The 17,305-nt window shown below is 59.9% G+C and carries 14 protein-coding genes; 7 read left to right on the forward strand and 7 right to left on the reverse strand.

All coding sequences use genetic code 11. The annotated features are described in order from the left end of the window. Positions 1-51: 51 nt before the first annotated feature. Both thiD and thiC read right to left on the reverse strand, forming a co-directional pair. Positions 52-882: a bifunctional hydroxymethylpyrimidine kinase/phosphomethylpyrimidine kinase gene (thiD, locus tag NBH09_RS06340; RefSeq protein WP_225093440.1), complete on the reverse strand. Its 831-nt coding sequence runs from the start codon at positions 880-882 to the stop codon at positions 52-54. 182 nt (positions 883-1,064) lie between these two features. Continuing rightward, positions 1,065-2,399, reverse strand: coding sequence for a phosphomethylpyrimidine synthase ThiC (gene thiC, locus NBH09_RS06345; protein WP_250787373.1), 1,335 nt, complete (start codon positions 2,397-2,399; stop codon positions 1,065-1,067). A gap of 170 nt (positions 2,400-2,569) precedes the next feature. Between thiC and NBH09_RS06350 the strand changes: the two genes are divergently transcribed. After that, positions 2,570-3,091 carry a hypothetical protein gene (locus NBH09_RS06350; RefSeq protein ID WP_250787374.1) on the forward strand — a complete coding sequence of 174 codons (522 nt, stop codon included), beginning with the start codon at positions 2,570-2,572 and terminating at the stop codon, positions 3,089-3,091. 23 nt (positions 3,092-3,114) lie between these two features. Here the strand turns inward: NBH09_RS06350 and NBH09_RS06355 are convergent, their stop codons facing one another. Both NBH09_RS06355 and NBH09_RS06360 read right to left on the reverse strand, forming a co-directional pair. Continuing rightward, positions 3,115-3,924, reverse strand: coding sequence for a YaaA family protein (locus NBH09_RS06355; RefSeq protein ID WP_250787375.1), 810 nt, complete (start codon positions 3,922-3,924; stop codon positions 3,115-3,117). 104 nt (positions 3,925-4,028) lie between these two features. Next, on the reverse strand, positions 4,029-5,426 hold the full coding sequence (locus NBH09_RS06360) for an aminopeptidase (RefSeq protein WP_250787376.1): 1,398 nt from the start codon (positions 5,424-5,426) through the stop codon (positions 4,029-4,031). A gap of 166 nt (positions 5,427-5,592) precedes the next feature. On the opposite strand from NBH09_RS06360, the gene polA reads away from it, so the two are divergent. Beyond that, positions 5,593-8,340, forward strand: a complete 2,748-nt coding sequence (gene polA, locus NBH09_RS06365) for a DNA polymerase I (RefSeq protein WP_250787377.1) — start codon at positions 5,593-5,595, stop codon at positions 8,338-8,340. Positions 8,341-8,616: 276 nt separating this feature from the next. Here the strand turns inward: polA and NBH09_RS06370 are convergent, their stop codons facing one another. Then, complete coding sequence (locus tag NBH09_RS06370) at positions 8,617-9,444, reverse strand: Cof-type HAD-IIB family hydrolase (protein ID WP_117746767.1); 828 nt, start codon at positions 9,442-9,444, stop codon at positions 8,617-8,619. Positions 9,445-9,998: 554 nt separating this feature from the next. Here NBH09_RS06370 and NBH09_RS06375 point away from each other — a divergent pair. From NBH09_RS06375 to ndk, 4 genes are all read left to right on the forward strand, one after another. Continuing rightward, positions 9,999-11,225, forward strand: coding sequence for an argininosuccinate synthase (locus NBH09_RS06375; protein WP_238057250.1), 1,227 nt, complete (start codon positions 9,999-10,001; stop codon positions 11,223-11,225). Between the two features lie 230 nt (positions 11,226-11,455). Further along, positions 11,456-11,626, forward strand: coding sequence for a hypothetical protein (locus NBH09_RS06380; RefSeq protein ID WP_158550218.1), 171 nt, complete (start codon positions 11,456-11,458; stop codon positions 11,624-11,626). Between the two features lie 118 nt (positions 11,627-11,744). Beyond that, positions 11,745-13,175 carry an argininosuccinate lyase gene (argH, locus tag NBH09_RS06385; protein ID WP_250787378.1) on the forward strand — a complete coding sequence of 477 codons (1,431 nt, stop codon included), beginning with the start codon at positions 11,745-11,747 and terminating at the stop codon, positions 13,173-13,175. A gap of 385 nt (positions 13,176-13,560) precedes the next feature. After that, positions 13,561-13,965 carry a nucleoside-diphosphate kinase gene (gene ndk / locus NBH09_RS06390; RefSeq protein WP_006234152.1) on the forward strand — a complete coding sequence of 135 codons (405 nt, stop codon included), beginning with the start codon at positions 13,561-13,563 and terminating at the stop codon, positions 13,963-13,965. A gap of 151 nt (positions 13,966-14,116) precedes the next feature. Here the strand turns inward: ndk and rpiB are convergent, their stop codons facing one another. Then, on the reverse strand, positions 14,117-14,584 hold the full coding sequence (gene rpiB / locus NBH09_RS06395) for a ribose 5-phosphate isomerase B (RefSeq protein ID WP_035138007.1): 468 nt from the start codon (positions 14,582-14,584) through the stop codon (positions 14,117-14,119). A gap of 271 nt (positions 14,585-14,855) precedes the next feature. Between rpiB and NBH09_RS06400 the strand changes: the two genes are divergently transcribed. Then, positions 14,856-16,175 carry an L-cysteine desulfidase family protein gene (locus tag NBH09_RS06400; RefSeq protein WP_250787379.1) on the forward strand — a complete coding sequence of 440 codons (1,320 nt, stop codon included), beginning with the start codon at positions 14,856-14,858 and terminating at the stop codon, positions 16,173-16,175. 189 nt (positions 16,176-16,364) lie between these two features. Here NBH09_RS06400 and NBH09_RS06405 read toward each other — a convergent pair whose 3' ends face one another. Beyond that, on the reverse strand, positions 16,365-17,123 hold the full coding sequence (locus tag NBH09_RS06405; RefSeq protein ID WP_250787380.1) for an HAD family hydrolase: 759 nt from the start codon (positions 17,121-17,123) through the stop codon (positions 16,365-16,367). Positions 17,124-17,305: the final 182 nt, after the last annotated feature.

A 17,305-nucleotide genomic window follows, 5' to 3' on the forward strand; every position in this document is an offset into this window, starting at 1 on the left:
AGCCACCGCAAAGGGGACGGGCGCCTTTGCGGTGGCTTTGGACTGCGAGTCTTAATACTGCCACATATGGTTAACGGGGCCGGAGCCTTTGCCCATGTCAAAGCCGGCGGCGAGAGCGCCGGTTAGGTAGGCCTTGCCGGCGTTGACGGCGTCGGCAAGATCCATGCCCTGGGCCAGCGCGCAGGCGATGGCGGACGAGAGCGTGCAACCGGTGCCATGCGTGTTGCCGGTCTCGATGCGCTTGTGGCGGAACCACGTGGTGAGCGGATCGCCCAGGTGGTTGCCCTCGTCATCGAGCGGCGCGGGCTCTGCTAGCACATCGTTGGCCTCGTTGACAAAATGCCCGCCCTTAACGAGAGACGCGCAACCAAAGCGGCGGGTGAGGAGCATGGCAGCATTTTGCTGCGTGCGCTCGGAGTCGACCTCGTAGTCGAGCAGGGCCATGGCCTCGGGGATATTGGGCGTGATAACCGTCGCTAGCGGGAACAGGCGGCGGGTGAGCGCCTCGGCGGCATCTTCGGCAATCAGCCGTGCGCCCGAGGTGGCTACCATGACGGGGTCGACGACCACGTTTGTTGCGTTCCAGGCGCTCAAGCGGTCGGCGATGACTTCGATAATCTCGACAGAAGAAACCATGCCGATCTTGACGGCGTTCGGGCGGATATCGTCAAAAACGGCGTCAATTTGCGCGGCTACGATATCTGGCGAGATATCCTGTACGGCGGTGACGCCCAAGGTGTTCTGTGCGGTGATGGCGGTGATGGCCGTCTCGGCATACAGGCGGTGCGCCGTGATGGTCTTGATGTCGGCCTGAATGCCGGCGCCACCGCTGGAATCGGATCCTGCGATGGATAGAACGGCAGGTACCTTACTACGATCCATGTTCGCTCCCTTGTTCGGTCGGAATCAAATGGGTCTATAAGCCAGCATTATAATGATGCCCGGGCCGACTCTATGTCGAACCCGGGCGGGCGATGCAATCTTTACGCAAATGCAAGCAAATGTTCACACGTCAACAATTGACAGGCACCAGCTCGCCGCCAGAAGCGGCCGCGGCGACAGGGCTAGTCCTCCACGCCGAGGTCGATCGTGGTGCCCTCGAAAATCTTGTTGACGGTGCGGACGGCACACATCTTGCCACACATGGTGCAAGTGCCTTCGGTGGCGGCGGGGGACTCCTCGTAGCGCTTCTTGCCCGTAACCGGGTCGAGTGCGCACTTCCACATGGCGTCCCAATCGAGCTTGCGGCGTGCCTGGCCCATCTTGTCGTCCATGTCGCGGGCGTGCGGCACCTTCTTGGCGATATCGGCGGCGTGCGCGGCAATCTTAGTGGCCATGAGGCCGTCGAGCACGTCCTGGGCGTTAGGCAGGCATAGGTGCTCGGCCGGCGTCACGTAGCACAGGAAGTCGGCGCCGGAGCTCGCGGAGATGGCGCCGCCGATGGCTGCGGTGATGTGGTCGTAGCCCACGCCGATATCGGTCACCAGCGGCCCCAGCACATAGAACGGGGCGTTGTGGCACAGACGCTTCTGCAGCTTCATATTGGCGGCGATCTCGTCGAGCGCCATGTGACCCGGGCCCTCGACCATGACCTGGACGCCGGCGGCCCAAGCACGCTTGCACAGCTTGCCCAGTTCGATCATCTCGGCAGTCTCGGTGGCGTCGTTGGAGTCGTAGAGACAGCCCGGGCGGCAGGAGTCGCCGAGCGAGATCGTTACGTCGTACTCGTGGCAGATTTCGAGCACCTCGTCGTAGAACTCGTAGAAGGGGTTCTCGTTACCGGTGACTTCCATCCAGCCAAACAGCAGCGAGCCGCCGCGGCTGACGATGTTCATGAGGCGGCCGGTCTCCTTGAAGGTCTTGATGACCGATTTATTGATGCCGCAGTGGATGGTCATAAAGTCCACGCCGTCTTCGGCGTGTGCACGCACGACCTCGAGCAGATCGTCCTTGGTCAGCTTGACCAGCGGCTTTTCCATGTAGCCGATGGCATCGTACATGGGGACGGTGCCTACCATGAGCGGCGTCTCGTCGATGAGCTGCTGGCGGAACTGGCGCGTCTTGCCCGAGTTGGAGAGGTCCATGATGGCGTCGGCGCCAAAGTCCTCGGCGATCTTGACCTTCTTCCATTCCTCAGCGGCGTCGGCCTTGTCGCCCGAGATGCCCAAGTTCACGTTGACCTTGGTGGACAGGCCCTCGCCGACGCCAAAGGCACGCATGCCCTTTTTGATATGCACGATGTTGGCGGGGATGGCGATGCGGCCGTCGGCCACGCGTTCGCGAATGTACTCGGGGTCGCGATGCTCGCGCTCGGCGACCTCCTTCATCTGCGGTGTGATCTGCCCGGCACGGGCGAAGTCGATTTGCGTGACGAGCTTGGGCTCGGTCTGTGTGCTCATTGGCACGGCTCCCTTCGTTGGCATTACCCATATCAGGTTTGCGGGTCAGGGCGGGCGCGCCCAGTCTCAGCCTGCCGTCTTGTCCTGCAAGCTCCCCGTTATGTCATGGGCTCAAGTATAGCCTGAATGGGTACGATTGGCCTAACAAGCGTGCCCGTGGGGAGGCGAACATGGAAGACAAGCATCTATATCGAGAGACACAATGGGATGTATCGGCCGAGGAAAGCCGTGCGCACCATGGCCTTGTCGCGATTGGTTTTGCGGTGCTTGCCGTGTTGGTGATTGCCTTTTGTATTTGGACGTTCGGCGGTCGCGGCGGCGCTGCATGGGAGTTCGAGGCTGATGACAGCCTACCGATTATGACGGTGAGGAGTACTGGCGGTAATGCCAATACGCTCGCCGTTCCGGGCGATTATTGGTACCCGCGCGATGAGTTTGTGCAGTTGCAACTGAGTGGTGGGTCCATTCCAGGTGAAGAAATCGAATGCGTGACGTTTGACGCGGCGCTCAAAACGCTCACGGTGAAGCTCAAAGATCAAGGAGATGCGCCCACGACCATGGATATCGCCCTGACGGAATGGCGTCTGGAACCTCCGTCGGGCGTTGCGGTATCCGACGTAGGGCACGTTAAGATTACCTACCAAGATGGCTCGACGAGCGAGATTGCAAAGGCCGATGGCTTGGCGGAGTAATGGGGTGTTTGGAAACGGCGGGCCTATTGTGCCTGCGCGTTCATGAAAACCAGGGTGTTTTTGTCTGAAAGCTCGGGGATGTGCCGATAGCCGATGTTGAATGCGGTAAGTTCGCTTGCATCCTCGAGCTTGTTTTCTGCCATCCACCGCACCATGGAGCCGCGCGCCTTTTTGCTGGCGGTCGACCGTTGGATGGGCTTCCCGTTGCGGATACCCTCGCCAAAGAGGCACGTGACGGCTGTGGCGTCGCCCGCGAGGTGGGGCAGAACGGCTTTGGCATACTCTACGCTGGCGAGGTTGACGATTGTGGTGTTTGAACCTGCCGGGGCGATAATCCGCGCGAGCTTGTCGCTCCAAAACGCGTAGAGGTCTCGGGCATCGTCAACGGCGAGCTTCGCACCCATCTCCAGCCGATACGGTTCGACGGCATGAAAGGGGCGTACGCATCCGTAAAGGCCCGAGAGGATCCACAGATGGTCTTGCAGCCATGCGAGCTGCGCGGCATCCATCACCTCGGGGGCCATGCTCTGGTATTGAATGCCGTGATAGGACATGACGGCAGGGGAGAGGTGACGGGCGAGTGCGGGATTGTCGAGATCGCCGCTTTTCAGGATGGGCCCGAACTCATGCAGGGTGTTGAGGCAAGGCCCCAGCAGTTTGTCACTCACGTTCCATAGCGCCTGCAGGCCGCCGCTGCCTTCATTTCGCTCAATATCTAGCAACGCGCGATGCAGTCGAGCCGTCTCGCGCGCAAAGGGCGGAATGCCCAGGACTTCAAAAGCATCTTGGGCCGAGCGCATCTGCTTGGCGGGCGAAATGATGACCTGCAGCATGGACTCTCCTCTGTCAAAAAGGAAGTTGCGGTGGAATACGGTCTGTTTTGGCCGTTTATAGGCCAGTTTAGTCCGTATTTCACCGCAACTGATGAAGGGGCTGGTTAGGCGCGCTCGAGGAAGGCCTTGTAACCGCGATATGCCTCGTAGATGTCGGCCTTGTTGGCGACCTCCCACAGGGCGTGCATGGACAGGACGGCAACGCCGGAGTCGATGACGTTCATGCCGTACTTGGCCATGATGTAGGCGATGGTGCCGCCGCCACCAGCGTTGACGCGGCCGAGCTCGCAGGTCTGGAAGTCCACGCCGGCCTCGTCCATGATGTCGCGGACGAGGGCCACATACTCGGCGTCGGCGTCGTTAGAGCCGCCCTTGCCGCGGCTGCCCGTGTACTTGTTAAAGCACAGGCCGCGACCCATGAAGGCGGCGTTCTTGGTCTCGAACTTGCCGGCATAGCCCGGGTCGAAGCCGGCGGACACGTCGGAGGAGAGCATACGGCTGCGGGCGAGCGCGCGGCGCAGAGCCAGCGGGCTGTCCTCGCCGGCGAGCATCATGATCTCGGCGACGGTGTTCTCGAAGAAGTGACTCGTCATGCCGGTGGCACCCACGGAACCGATCTCCTCCTTGTCGACGATGAGCGTGATGCTCGTGCGCTCCACGTTGGTGACGTTGATCTGGGCGAGCATGGAGGGGTAGGCACAGACGCGGTCGTCATGGCCATAGCCCAGAATCATGGAGCGGTCGAGGCCCATGTCGCGGGCGGGGCCGGCGGGCACGACCTCGATCTCGGCGGAGAGGAAGTCCTCCTCCTCGACGTCGTACTGCTCCTTAAGGATGTCCAGGAACATCTGCTTGACGGGCTCCTTGGGGGCGTCCTTGTCGTCCTCGTCAAACTTGACGGGGCGGCCGCCCACGATCACGTCGAGAATCTCGGCATCGACGGCGTCCTTGGCAGGCTTGGACATCTGCTCGCTCGAGAGGTGGATCAGCAGGTCGGAGATGGTAAAGACCGGGTCGTCCGCCTTGTCGCCGATATTGATGTCGACGGTGGTACCGTCCTTTTTGCAGATGACGCCCACGAGTGCGAGCGGGGAGGCCACCCAGTGGTAGCTCTTGACGCCACCGTAGTAGTGCGTGTCGAGATAGGCCATGTCGCCGGCCTCGAAGGCGGGGTTCTGCTTAAGGTCTAGGCGCGGCGAGTCCACGTGGGCGCCCAGGATGTTAAAGCCCTGCTCGAGCGGGGCGTTGCCCAGGTTGACGAGCATGAGGTCCTTGCCGTGATTGGCGGCGTACACCTTGTCGCCTGCCTTGAGCTCGCGGCCTTCGGCGATCACGGTCTCCAGGTCGACGTATCCCGCCTCCTTGGCCATCTTGATGCCGGTCTTGACGCACAGGCGCTCGGTCTTGTTCTCGCTCAAAAACTGCTTATAGCCGCGGCAAAGCTCCTCGAGCTCCTCGACTTGCTGTGGCGTGTACTTTTTCCATGCGCAGGGACGCTCCATGACGCAGGCTCCTTTCGGATCGATCGTGCTGGTTGATGTACCGTGAGCCATCGTATCACGCGCGGGCTCACGGTGGCGGGGGAGCTTGATGTGAGGTGGCCGCGGGGTGGGGAGCGTGTAAACTGGAGTGAGCAAACCGTGCCCAGCCCAAAGCGAGGTATTTAATATGTCTGACAAGCGCCGCACTTTTGCCGTTATCGACGGCAACTCGCTCATGCACCGCGCCTTTCACGCCGTGCCGCCGACCATGAACGCGCCGGACGGTCGCCCCACCAACGCGATCTTTGGCTTTCTGAACATGTTTCTTAAGATGATTGATGCCTTTAACCCCGACGGTGTGGTCGTGGCGTTTGACAAGGGTAAGCCGCGCGTGCGCATGGAGATGCTGCCGCAGTATAAGGCGCAACGCCCGCCCATGGACCCCGATCTGCATGCGCAGTTTCCGATGATTAAGGAGCTGCTCACCGCGCTCAACGTGCCGATTCTGCAGTCCGAGGGCTGGGAAGGCGACGATATCCTGGGAACCATGGCGCGCCTGGGCGAGCAGGCCGGCTGCGACATGCTACTGGTGACCGGCGACCGCGACATGTATCAACTCGTGACCGAGCACGTCAACGTGGTCTCGACCCGCAAGGGCCTGTCTGACGTGGCGATCATGACGCCCGAGAGCGTGGACGACCTGTATCACGGCATTACGCCGGCGCTCGTGCCCGATTTTTACGGTCTAAAGGGCGATACGTCCGACAACATCCCCGGTGTACCGGGCATCGGTCCCAAAAAGGCGAGTGCGCTCATTGCGAAGTACGGTAGCCTGGACGAAGTCATCGCGCATGCCGACGAGGTCAAGGGCAAGATGGGCGAGAACCTGCGTGCACACATCGATGACGCACTACTGAGCCGCAAGGTTGCGACAATTCGCACCGATGCGCCCGTCGAGCTCGACTTTGAGGCGACGTCCTTCCCGGCGTTTTCTGCCGATGAGGTTTCCGCGGCGCTGGGTACGCTTGGTATCACCGCCATGCAGAACCGTTTCTTGGCGCTGATCGGCGGCGAGGGCGGGGCTGCTGCCTCCAGTGTGTTTGAGATACCTGCTATGGTTCGCGCAGCCGCCGGCGATGCTGACGCGCTTGGTGCCGTTGCGGCTGAGGTCTCCCGCGCGATTGATGCCGGCGAGTGGGTCGCCGCCGTGGTGGATGACGACAAGGAAGAGGGCGCGCTCTTTGGACTGACGCGCACGCTGTGGCTGGCGACGTCCAAGGGCCTGTTCGCGCTCGAGGAGGGCGACAGCTGCGCGGCGGCTGAGGTTGAGGGCTTCAACTTCGTCCACGGCGTGATTGCTGGCGTGCTCGCGCGTCTGTTTATGGAGGGTCGCGTGGCGAGCCCGGATATGAAGGTGCTGCTGCACGAGCTTTCGCCCATCGATTCTTCTGAGCCCGAGCTCATGGATCCGCTCGCTGCCGATTCCACGCGTATCTTCGATACCGTTGTCGCTGCCTATCTGCTGGATTCCGATCGCTCCGAGTTCGATGAGGCATATCTGGCCGATACGTATCTGCAGATGGTGCTGCCTGCGGCGCGCGGTGCAGGGGGTGCCGGTGAGGACGCTCCGGCGCCCGCCGCTCGCACGGCGGCCTTGACGCTGGCGCTGGTCGCACCGCTGCGCGACCGCATGGCCCGCGAGAACGCCGCCAACGTGTTCGATGGCATCGAGATGCCGCTCGTGCCGGTGCTTGCCAAGATGGAGCGCGCGGGCATGCTCGTGGACCCCGATCGCCTGCGCAGTCTGTCCGAGGGCCTGGCGACCCAGATTACCGAGGTTGAGCGCAGTATTCGCGACCTTGCCGGTGACGAGACCTTTAACATCGGCAGCCCCATGCAACTTTCGCATGTGCTCTTTGATGTGATGGGCCTTCCGACCAAGGGTCTCAAAAAGACCAAGCGCGGTTACTATTCGACCAATGCCAAGGTACTGAGTGATCTTGCCCGTGACCACGAGATTGTTCGTTTGATCTTAGACTGGCGCGAGAAGTCCAAGATCAAGTCAACCTATCTGGACACGTTGGGCCCGCTGCGCCGCGGTGACGGTCGTGTGCACACCACGTACAACCAGACCATCACCGCGACGGGGCGTCTGTCTTCGAGCGACCCTAATCTGCAAAACATTCCGACGCGCTCGGAGCTGGGGCGTACCGTCAAGACGGCGTTTTCGGCAGGCGAGGGAAGCGTCTTTTTGGCGGTGGACTACTCGCAGATCGAGCTGCGTCTGCTGGCACATCTCTCGGGTGACGAGCACTTGGTGCGCGCCTTTAACGAGGGCGAGGACTTCCATGCCGAGACGGCGGCGCGCGTGTTTGGTGTGCCGGTGTCCGAGGTAACGCCCGACCTGCGCAGTCGCGCCAAGGCCGTGAACTTTGGCATCGTGTATGGCCAGCAGGCCTACGGCCTGTCGCAGTCGCTGCATATCTCGATGGCCGAGGCGCGCGACATGATCGACCGCTACTACGAGGCCTACCCGGGCGTGCGTACGTTCCTCGACAACGTGGTGGCACGCGCCAAGCAGACGGGCTACGCCGAGACCATGTACGGCCGCCGTCGTCATATTCCGGAGCTCAAGGCCAAAAACCCGCAACTCCGCGGCTTTGGCGAGCGCACGGCCATGAACCATCCCATGCAGGGCACCGCAGCAGACATCATCAAGATCGCCATGGTCCGCGTAAGTCGTCGCCTGGAAGAAGAAGGCTTTGCCGCCCACATGATCTTGCAGGTACACGACGAACTGGACTTTGAGTGCCCCGTCGACGAAGTCGAGCGCCTAACCACCATGGTCCGCGACGTCATGGAACACGTAGTAGACCTCCGCGTCCCCCTAATCGCCGAAGCCAGCACCGGCATAACCTGGGCCGACGCCAAATAGGGAAGCGCTCACAATTCCAAAGTAACTAAAAGCAGAAGGGGGCTCCTTGCCAACAAGGAGCCCCCTTCATTCCAAAAAATCAGCCAAAGTATCTAGGCGCCAAGACGCCACCCAGACGGCAAGCAAGTCACCCTAGGACCTGGCCGGGCGAGGCGGGTAAGATTTTCGTAGATTCCGCACGAGCCGGAAAGCACTTAATGTGCTTTCCGAGCGAGCCCAGGACCTGACCGAACGAAAAACTTACCCGCCTCGCCCGGCCAGGTCCGACGAGCAACGTTAACGAGCCGCCAGGATGGCGTCGATGAGCGTCAGTACGCCCCCGTCGTTGTTGCTCGGAATGCGCCACTTGGCGTGCGCGTTCATGTGCTCTTCGGCATTGTCCACGATAAAGCTGTGACCGACGCGCTCCAGCATGGGGATGTCGTTGTAGGTGTCGCCCACGGCGGCAGCATCGGCAATATCGATGCCCAGGTGCTCGCACAGGTGAGCGACGCCGGCGCCCTTGTCGACGCCCAGGTTCATAAAGTCGATCCACTCGCGCCCAGCGTTGGTGACGTAGAGTTTGTCCGAGAACTCGGGGCTATAGGTCTCGCGGAAAGCGGGCTCGGCGTCGTAGCCGGGGAAGAAGACCGAAATCTTGTTGGACTCGAAATCAATGCCCTCAAAGCTGTCTACGTAGTTGATTGTGTTGTAGTAGACGCTGATCTCGTCGTGGTATTGATGGTCGCGGGCAAGCACGTAGAACTCGTCGAAGCAGCACAGGACGGGGACAGCGCGAGGATCCTCCGAGGCACGGTTCAAGACCTGCTGATACAGCTCCACGTCAATATTGCTTTTATAGATATAGCTGCCGCGATAGATCACGCAAGCTCCGTTGTCGGGACAAAAGGCGAGGCGGTTCTTGATGCCCTCGAACATCTCCTCGAGCTTGGGGGCGGGACGTCCGCTGGCGGGGCAGAATACGATGCCGGCGTCGGCGAGCTTGTCCAGGCGCTCATCAAGACCCTGGGGCAGCACACGCTCGTCGGTCAGCAGCGTCTTGTCCATATCGACGGCGAGAATCTTAATGTTGCCGATGTTGGCGTCCGATTCGTAAGTTTGCATAAAAGCGAGCCTTTCGTTTCGAGATTGTTTCAGACGTTATAACCATCAACTCGTAGTCGAGCGTATTTTCGCAGGAACGGAGCGTGTTTGCACCACGCTTCACAAAGTAATGAAAAAACTTTTCAGAAATTTGAATTTGTCGCTTGTGCTGCGGGCACTTTAGCGTAATATAGCGACCATCGAAAACGGAGACGGAAAAACAACCGCCTACCGAGTAAAAGGTACCGTTTACGATATTTGAATTGCGCCCGGCGATACGTGAAAGGAGAGGCAGATGCAGTTCGTAAAGATCATCACCACTGCAGACAATGCCATCCGACGCCAGCGCGCAATTTCCCGACGACGATAACAATCGTCTCTGTCCGCATGGGGCGAATTGCCTCAACAGAGTCATTTTGAGGTCGTTGGGTTTTAGCACGACATTGCTGCATGTTTCTAGGGCATGTATGTGCTGATTTTTGCTATTTAACCTGATATTGCACGGTATATGACCTTGAAATGACTTGCAACTGACCGATGTTCTAACTAGCTACCAAGGGCGAAAGGAAACAGCCATGAGCAAGGAAAAAGTCGTTCTCGCATATTCCGGTGGTCTTGATACATCCGTATGTGTCAAATGGCTCCAGGACGAGAAGAATCTCGATGTCGTTTGCGTCTGCGGCAACGTGGGCCAGGAAGAGACCGGACTGGATGCCAAGAAGCAGAAGGCGCTCGACCTGGGCGTTCTCGATTGCCAGGTGCTCGACCTGCGCGACGAGTTCTCCGATGAGTTCCTGACCAAAGCCATCGCAGCAAACTCCATGTACGAGAACAAGTATCCGCTGCTCTCCGCCCTGTCTCGCCCGCTGCTTGCCAAGAAGCTTGTTGAGGTCGCCCACGAGTTTGGCGCGACCTACGTCGCCCACGGCTGCACCGGCAAGGGTAACGACCAGGTTCGTTTTGAGGCTGCCGTCAAGGCCCTCGACCCTGAGCTCAAGGTTATCGCCCCGGTGCGCGAGTGGGATCTGAAGTGCCGTCCCGACGAGGTCGCCTATGCCCACGCCCACAACGTGCCGGTTCCCGAGGGTGCCAACGATAACCCCTACTCCATCGACGACAACCTGTGGGGTCGCGCCATCGAGTGCGGTCACCTGGAGGACCCTTGGAATGAGCCGCTCGATGACGCTTGGGTTATGACCAAGAACCCCGAGGACACGCCTGACGCCCCGACCTATACCGAGATCGAGTTTGAGGCCGGCAAGCCTGTCGCCGTCGACGGCAAGAAGATGAAGCTCTCCGAGATCGTCATCGCCCTCAACAAGATTTCGGGCGACAACGGCTTTGGCCGTCTTGACCTGGTCGAGGATCGTCTGGTGGGCCTCAAGAGCCGCGAGTGCTATGAGGTTCCCGGCGCCCTGACGCTCATCACCGCCCACAAGGCGCTCGAGGACATCTGCGTCGAGGGCGACCTGCTCAAGACCAAGATCAAGCTCGAGCAGGATTGGGCCACCGCCGTGTACAACGGCCAGTGGTACAGCCCGCTCAAGAACGCGCTCGACGCCTTTATGGCCGATACCCAGAAGTTCGTGACCGGCACTGTCCGTCTGAAGTTCTTTAAGGGCAACTGCCATGTCGTCGGCCGCAAGAGTCCCTTCAGCCTCTACGACTACGGCCTGGCTACCTACGACCGCGACACCACGTTTGACGAGAAGGCCAGCGCCGGCTTTATCGAGATCGATACGCTGTCGCTCAAGACGTGGGCAAAGGTCCAGGGCCCCAGCTCTGCTGCCGCCCAGGCCTAGCGCCTCCTTCCCTTGGTATCCGCGCGGCCCATCCGCGTGATACATAACGGGCGCACGGGGTCCTACCTTTCGTTATGCTTGCTGACACTTCTTAACATCGGTGGCCCCTACGTTCCGCCCGCATATATGATGCCGCGACTGTGGCTGAGTCCGAGCCCCGCCGGGGTTGTCCGGCGGGGCTCCTTCTATCAATTTGGCGGCTCTGCGCCTATATATGAGGAGTATCCATTATGTTCAATGCTATCGCGCATGCTTTACTTGCCCTCGCGCCCGAGTTCGATGCTGCAAGGGTCGAGGACGTCCCTATGAGCCTGAAGGCCTGGATCGATGGTTCGCAGGGCAACATCCGGAGGGAGACGTTGGGCGCCAAGTGCATGGCGCGTCACTTCTTTGCAAATTAGCTACATGGCACCGCACACGGTGGGGAATGTGTAAAACTAGCGGTTGAAAAATCGCTTTAGCGATATGGCGCATTGCTTTGGGCGCTTGTTTTGGTATTTGGAGAAAGGGGACGGTTCCATGGCTCTTTGGGGCGGTCGTTTTGAGGCAGGCGTGGCCGAGGTCACGCAGGAGTTTGGCGCGTCGCTGCCGGTCGACAAACATCTCTATAAGCAGGATATCGCCGGCTCTAAGGCGCATGCCAAAATGCTGGCGGCCCAGGGCATCATCAGTGCCGAGGACGAGCAGGCGATTGCCAAGGGCCTGACCGGAATCGAACAGGATATCGATGCCGGCAACTTTACCTTCGATATCAACGATGAGGACATTCATATGTCCATCGAGAGCGAGTTGACGCGCCGCATCGGCGAGGCCGGTAAGCGCTTGCATACCGGCCGTTCGCGCAACGACCAGGTGGCGACCGATACGCGCCTGGGCGTCAAGGCGCTGGCCAAGGAGCTCATGGAGGCCAATCTTGAGCTGCGCCATGTGCTGGTGGATGCGGCTAAGAAGTACGACAAGGTGATTCTGCCGGGCTACACGCATATGCAGCACGCTCAGCCCGTGCTGCTCTCGCATCATCTGCTGGCGTATTCCTGGATGTTCGCGCGCGACTTTACGCGCCTGAAGGCCGCCTTTGATGCCGCCGACAACTGCCCGCTGGGTGCTGCCGCGCTTGCCGGTACGAGCTATCCGCTCGATCGCCAGATGACGGCTGCCGAGCTTGGCTTTGCGGGCGTGATTCCTAACTCACTCGATGCTGTTTCCGATCGCGATTTCCTGCTCGATCTGCATTACGCCGGATCCGTCATGGCGATGCACCTGTCGCGTCTTTCCGAGGAGATCGTGCTGTGGTCGAGCTCCGAATTTGGCTTTATCACGCTTTCAGACTCCTACTCCACCGGCTCGTCTATCATGCCGCAGAAGAAGAATCCCGACTTTGCCGAGCTTATTCGCGGCAAGAGCGGCCGTGTGTATGGCAACCTGGTGCAGCTGCTCGTGACCATGAAAGGCCTGCCGCTTGCTTATAACAAGGATTTGCAGGAGGACAAGGAGGGCGCGCTCGATACCGCCCATACGCTCATGCAGTGCCTGTCGGTTATGGCCGGTATGATTTCGACTTGGGCCGTCAACGAGGATGCCATGGCGCGCGAGTGCGGCGTGGGTCACCTTGCCGCCACCGATGTTGCCGATTACCTGGCTAAGCGTGGTCTGCCGTTCCGCGAGGCTCATGCCGTGGTGGGGCATCTGGTTCTGATGTGTGAGAAGCGCGGCTGCAATCTTGAGGACCTGCCGTTTGAGGTGTTCCATGAGGCAAGCCCGCTCTTTGAGCGCGACATTACCGAGGCGCTCGACATCCCGTCGATTGTCGCCGCGCGCACGACCGAGGGCGGCACCGCCCCTGCCGCCGTTGCCGTGCAGCTGCAGCGCGCCGAGGCACAGCTCGTGGCCGACGAGGGCGTGTTTGGATCGCTGACTAAGGTCGTCGAGATGGGCCACGGGGTAAAGTAGGGATTTGGCTGAAGCCGTTTTGGCCATTTATTGATAAATCGTTTTCACTTTACGGGCGCCTGCTGATGTGGGCGCCCGTATTTTGTTGCTATGGGGGAGGGGCTTGTCGAGAACTTCTGTAGGACCTTTGGGCAGGTTGTGAAGGGGTTACGTTCGCGGGCGGCAACCGACCGCCTGCTCTGTTCGATGCGGTTGATGGGCGGTCGGATGGTACTCTAATCGGGCTTCGAAACAGAAGTGACACATATGGAGCGCTTTAATAAATTGCAACGTTTCAATAAACAGCTTTTTGTTTAACTGCAGCTAAAACTCTGTTACGATGCAGTCCAGGCGGGTGCCGGAATGGGACTTGGGCACGCGCGAACCTACTTGAAAGGCTACTTTTATGGCTATCGAGAAGACCTTCATCATGATTAAGCCCGACGCCGTGCGCGACCGCAAGATCGGCGAGATCGTTGCTCGCATTGAGCGCAGCGGCCTTGTCATCGAGCGCATGGAGATGACCACGCTCGAGCGCGCTACCGTCGAGGAGCACTACGCCCATCTGGCCGACAAGCCCTTCTTTGGCGGTCTCTGCGACTTTATGACGAGCGGTCCGGTCGTCAAGATGGTCGTTTCCGGTCTCTCCGCTGTTGCTAAGATGCGCACCCTCATGGGCGCTACTAATCCGCTTGACGCTGCTCCTGGTACCATCCGCGGCGACTTTGCCGTCGATGTCAACGCCAACGTGATCCACGGCTCCGACTGCCTGGAGAACGCCGAGATTGAGATCAAGCGCTTCTTTGGCTAAACCAGCTTTGACTCCTTAAAGCTGTTAGCGTGTGGCTTGGGCGCCGCGGAACTCCATCTGCGGTGCCCTTTTATTCCAAAATCTATGCAGGGGCCCGCTCGGACATGTGTTCCGAGCGGGCCCCTGCTGTTAGCTTGTGGCACTGAATAGTTTAGGCTTCGTCGACGATCTTAAGGCCGCGCGTGTGATCGATCTCGTTGAGGAGGTTAACGCGACGCTCGTGACGACCGCCCTCAAACTCGGCGTCGAGCCACTCGTCGACAATCATCTTGGCGAGCTCGGAGCCCACGACGCGGGCGCCAAAGGCGAGCACGTTGGTATTGTTGTGCATGCGGGAGAGCTTGGCGCTGAAGGGCTCGGAGCACACAACGGCGCGTACGCCCTCGACCTTGTTGGCAGCCAGGCTGATCCCGACACCGGTGCCACAGATGAGGATGCCCAGGTCGACGTCGCCGTTGGCAACGGCCTTACCCACCTTGTAGCCGGCGATGGGGTAGTCAAAGCTCTCGGAGGTGTCGGTGCCAAAGTTCACGACCTCGCAGCCGCGCTCCTTCAGGTGCTCGGAAATGATGTTCTTGAGCTCGACGGCGGCGTGGTCGTTACCGATACCGATCTTCATGGATGGTTCCTCTCTGGTCTGTGCGGCGCAAATGCTAAAGGTGTTTACCGCGTTCGACTGCATGATAGCGCGACTTTTGCGTAAACGCTCGAGCGTTTTTTGGTCAAACGCTTTAGCAGGCAACAAGACTGGCTTCTCGTGAATGAATGTCGTCAGTTTGCGCTTGAGCGCCGTCTGCCGGAACCATGGTTGCGGTTTTTGATGCATTGTTATCAAATAAAGGAGCTAACTTTTTTGAGAGCCCAGCCCGTTATGCAAGCAGGAGATACCTATGCCTACCGATTCCATCCGTGATGCCGCGTTTTGCGATGTTTTGAACCGCGAGCTTGTCTGTGCACTCGGCTGCACCGAGCCCATTGCCGTTGCCTATGCAGCGGCGCTGGCGAGCCAGACGCTCGGTTGCGAACCCGATCACATGGACGTTGCCTGCTCGGGCAACATCATCAAGAACGTTAAGAGCGTGACCGTGCCCAATTCGGGCGGAATGCATGGTATTGAGGCTGCGGCCGTGCTGGGTGCCGTGGGCGGCGACGCCAAGAGCGCTCTCGAGGTGCTCGAGAGCGTTGACGATAAAGACCGTGCGCGCGTGTCCGAGCTCCTCGCCGACGCCGGCTACTGCGATGTGTCGCTTGTCGAGGGTGTGCCCAACCTCTACATCAAGGTGACTGCGACGGCCGGGGGCCATACCGCGGTCGTCGAGATTACCGACCACCACACCAATATCACGTGCCATACGCTCGACGGTATTCCGGTGTGCGGCAAGTCGGCGGGGGAGTGTGCCGCCTGCGCCGAGCGCGTCGTGGCCGAGCGGGCGGCAGATAATGCCGATACGCCCATGTCGATTGAGACTATCATCGACTTTATCGAGGACGGTGACATTGAGGACGCCCGCGCTGCCGTTGAGCGTCAGATTGAGCTGAATGGCGTAATCAGTGCCGAGGGCCTTGCGCACGCTTGGGGCGCCGAGGTGGGTCGTACGCTGCTGGGTGCTCGTGCCGATGACGTCGCCTGCCGTGCCCGTGCCCGTGCGGCCGCCGGGTCCGACGCCCGCATGAACGGCTGCGCGCTGCCGGTCGCCATTGTGTGCGGCTCGGGCAATCAGGGCATTACCTGCGCATTGCCCGTCATGGAGTATGCCGAGTACCTGCGCTGCGACCACGAGCGCTTGGTGCGCGCCGTGATGCTGTCCGATCTTATCGCTGTGCATATCAAGAGCTATATTGGTGCGCTCTCGGCGTTTTGCGGTGCTATTTGCGCCGCGTGCGGCGCCGGCGCCGCGATTACCTGGCTGTGCGGTGGCACGCGCGAGCAGATTGGCGCGACGGTCTCGAATACGCTTGGCAACGTGGGCGGCATCGTGTGCGACGGCGCCAAGGCGAGCTGTGCCGCCAAGATTTCCGCAGCCGTTGATGCGGCGATTCTGGGCCACGATATGGCCATGCAGGGTCGCGGCTTCCGCGCCGGCGAGGGCCTGATCCAAGATACCGTTGAGCAGACAATCGCCAGTATGGGCTACGTAGGCCGCGTGGGCATGAAGGACACCGACATCGAGATCCTCAACATCATGATCGGCAAAACCCAGGTGTGCTAGTTACGCGGTTTTACCAAACCGCGTAACCAGTCGACGCTGCAAACGCCCCTAAGCGGCAATCTGCCTTTCAATCGTCGGGCATGGCCAGAAGGCCTATGCCCTCCTCTTTCAAGGCACATTGCTCGTTTAGGGGCATTTTCGCTGACTTGTGCTCAAACTGCGGCGATATTTGGTTTGGAGCGAGGGGTCCTACGACAGTTCGTCGGCTACTTGGTGTTCGTAGAAGGCTTCTACTACGGCGTTAAAGTCGCGGGCGAAGTCTTCCATGGTTCCGCGCCAGGTGGCTCGGCCGGGTTTTCCCTGGCCAACATAGGCAGTTTGAATGCCGCAGGCGGGACTGGGGAAGTCGCGCTTGGGATCGTTGCCCACCATAAGGACCTCGTGCGGCTCGAGCCCCATCACCTGAAGCTGCTCTAGATAGTAGGTGGCATCGGGCTTGCAGCGGGTGGTGTTTCCCATGTGCGTGACGAGCTCAAAGGGGGCGTCGGCCAGGTCGCCCCAACCCATGCGGCACTCGATGGCCCCCTGCGGAAAGCTGGGGTTGGTAAAGAGCGCGCAACGTAGCCCTGCATCCTGTACGGCCTGAAGCGCGGCGTGTGCGCCCGGCATGGCGTGGGCGTTGATGACATCGTCGTTCTTGTACGGAAGAACTTCGCGGTCGTAGTAGGTAAACGCCTCGTAGATGAGTGGGTCCGAGAGGCAAATGCCGCACCGGCGCTCAACCTCTTCTTGGTAGAACTCAAGATTGGTGCGATTATCCGTGCCGTTTCGGCGATTGGCGTTGAGGTCGACCAAGATAGTGCCGAGGCGTGCCATCGTGCCACCGTGGCTGCGGCGACCGATATCCGCGAGCATCGACGAGACATCCTTAAAATAGCGAAGGATGAACGCGTTGAGGTTGATGCTGAGAAGCGTTTCGTCCATATCGAAAACGACTGCTTTGAGCACGCGGGCACCTTTCTCGATAAATCGTTCCAGAATCGTTGGCTCCGGATACTTTACCCCAAAGCCAAATGCCTGGCTGGTTATCGTCAAGTTGTGGAGACGTGTGTTCATAAGATTACGAAAAAGTCTCCACACGAGTAAAAAATCGCAGTTCACGCTTGAAATCGAACTCATTTCCCCGTAAC

This window comes from Collinsella sp. BG-O-102, assembly GCF_023656745.1.
Classification (GTDB): Bacteria; Actinomycetota; Coriobacteriia; order Coriobacteriales; family Coriobacteriaceae; genus Collinsella.

Bases quoted from the DNA above. Each gene is read 5' to 3' on its own strand.
- thiD (WP_225093440.1), bottom strand. From the start codon at position 882: ATGGATCGTAGTAAGGTACCTGCCGTTCTATCCATCGCAGGATCCGAT.
- thiC (WP_250787373.1), bottom strand. From the start codon at position 2,399: ATGAGCACACAGACCGAGCCCAAGCTCGTCACGCAAATCGACTTCGCC.
- NBH09_RS06350 (WP_250787374.1), top strand. From the start codon at position 2,570: ATGGAAGACAAGCATCTATATCGAGAGACACAATGGGATGTATCGGCC.
- NBH09_RS06355 (WP_250787375.1), bottom strand. From the start codon at position 3,924: ATGCTGCAGGTCATCATTTCGCCCGCCAAGCAGATGCGCTCGGCCCAA.
- NBH09_RS06360 (WP_250787376.1), bottom strand. From the start codon at position 5,426: ATGGAGCGTCCCTGCGCATGGAAAAAGTACACGCCACAGCAAGTCGAG.
- polA (WP_250787377.1), top strand. From the start codon at position 5,593: ATGTCTGACAAGCGCCGCACTTTTGCCGTTATCGACGGCAACTCGCTC.
- NBH09_RS06370 (WP_117746767.1), bottom strand. From the start codon at position 9,444: ATGCAAACTTACGAATCGGACGCCAACATCGGCAACATTAAGATTCTC.
- NBH09_RS06375 (WP_238057250.1), top strand. From the start codon at position 9,999: ATGAGCAAGGAAAAAGTCGTTCTCGCATATTCCGGTGGTCTTGATACA.
- NBH09_RS06380 (WP_158550218.1), top strand. From the start codon at position 11,456: ATGTTCAATGCTATCGCGCATGCTTTACTTGCCCTCGCGCCCGAGTTC.
- argH (WP_250787378.1), top strand. From the start codon at position 11,745: ATGGCTCTTTGGGGCGGTCGTTTTGAGGCAGGCGTGGCCGAGGTCACG.
- ndk (WP_006234152.1), top strand. From the start codon at position 13,561: ATGGCTATCGAGAAGACCTTCATCATGATTAAGCCCGACGCCGTGCGC.
- rpiB (WP_035138007.1), bottom strand. From the start codon at position 14,584: ATGAAGATCGGTATCGGTAACGACCACGCCGCCGTCGAGCTCAAGAAC.
- NBH09_RS06400 (WP_250787379.1), top strand. From the start codon at position 14,856: ATGCCTACCGATTCCATCCGTGATGCCGCGTTTTGCGATGTTTTGAAC.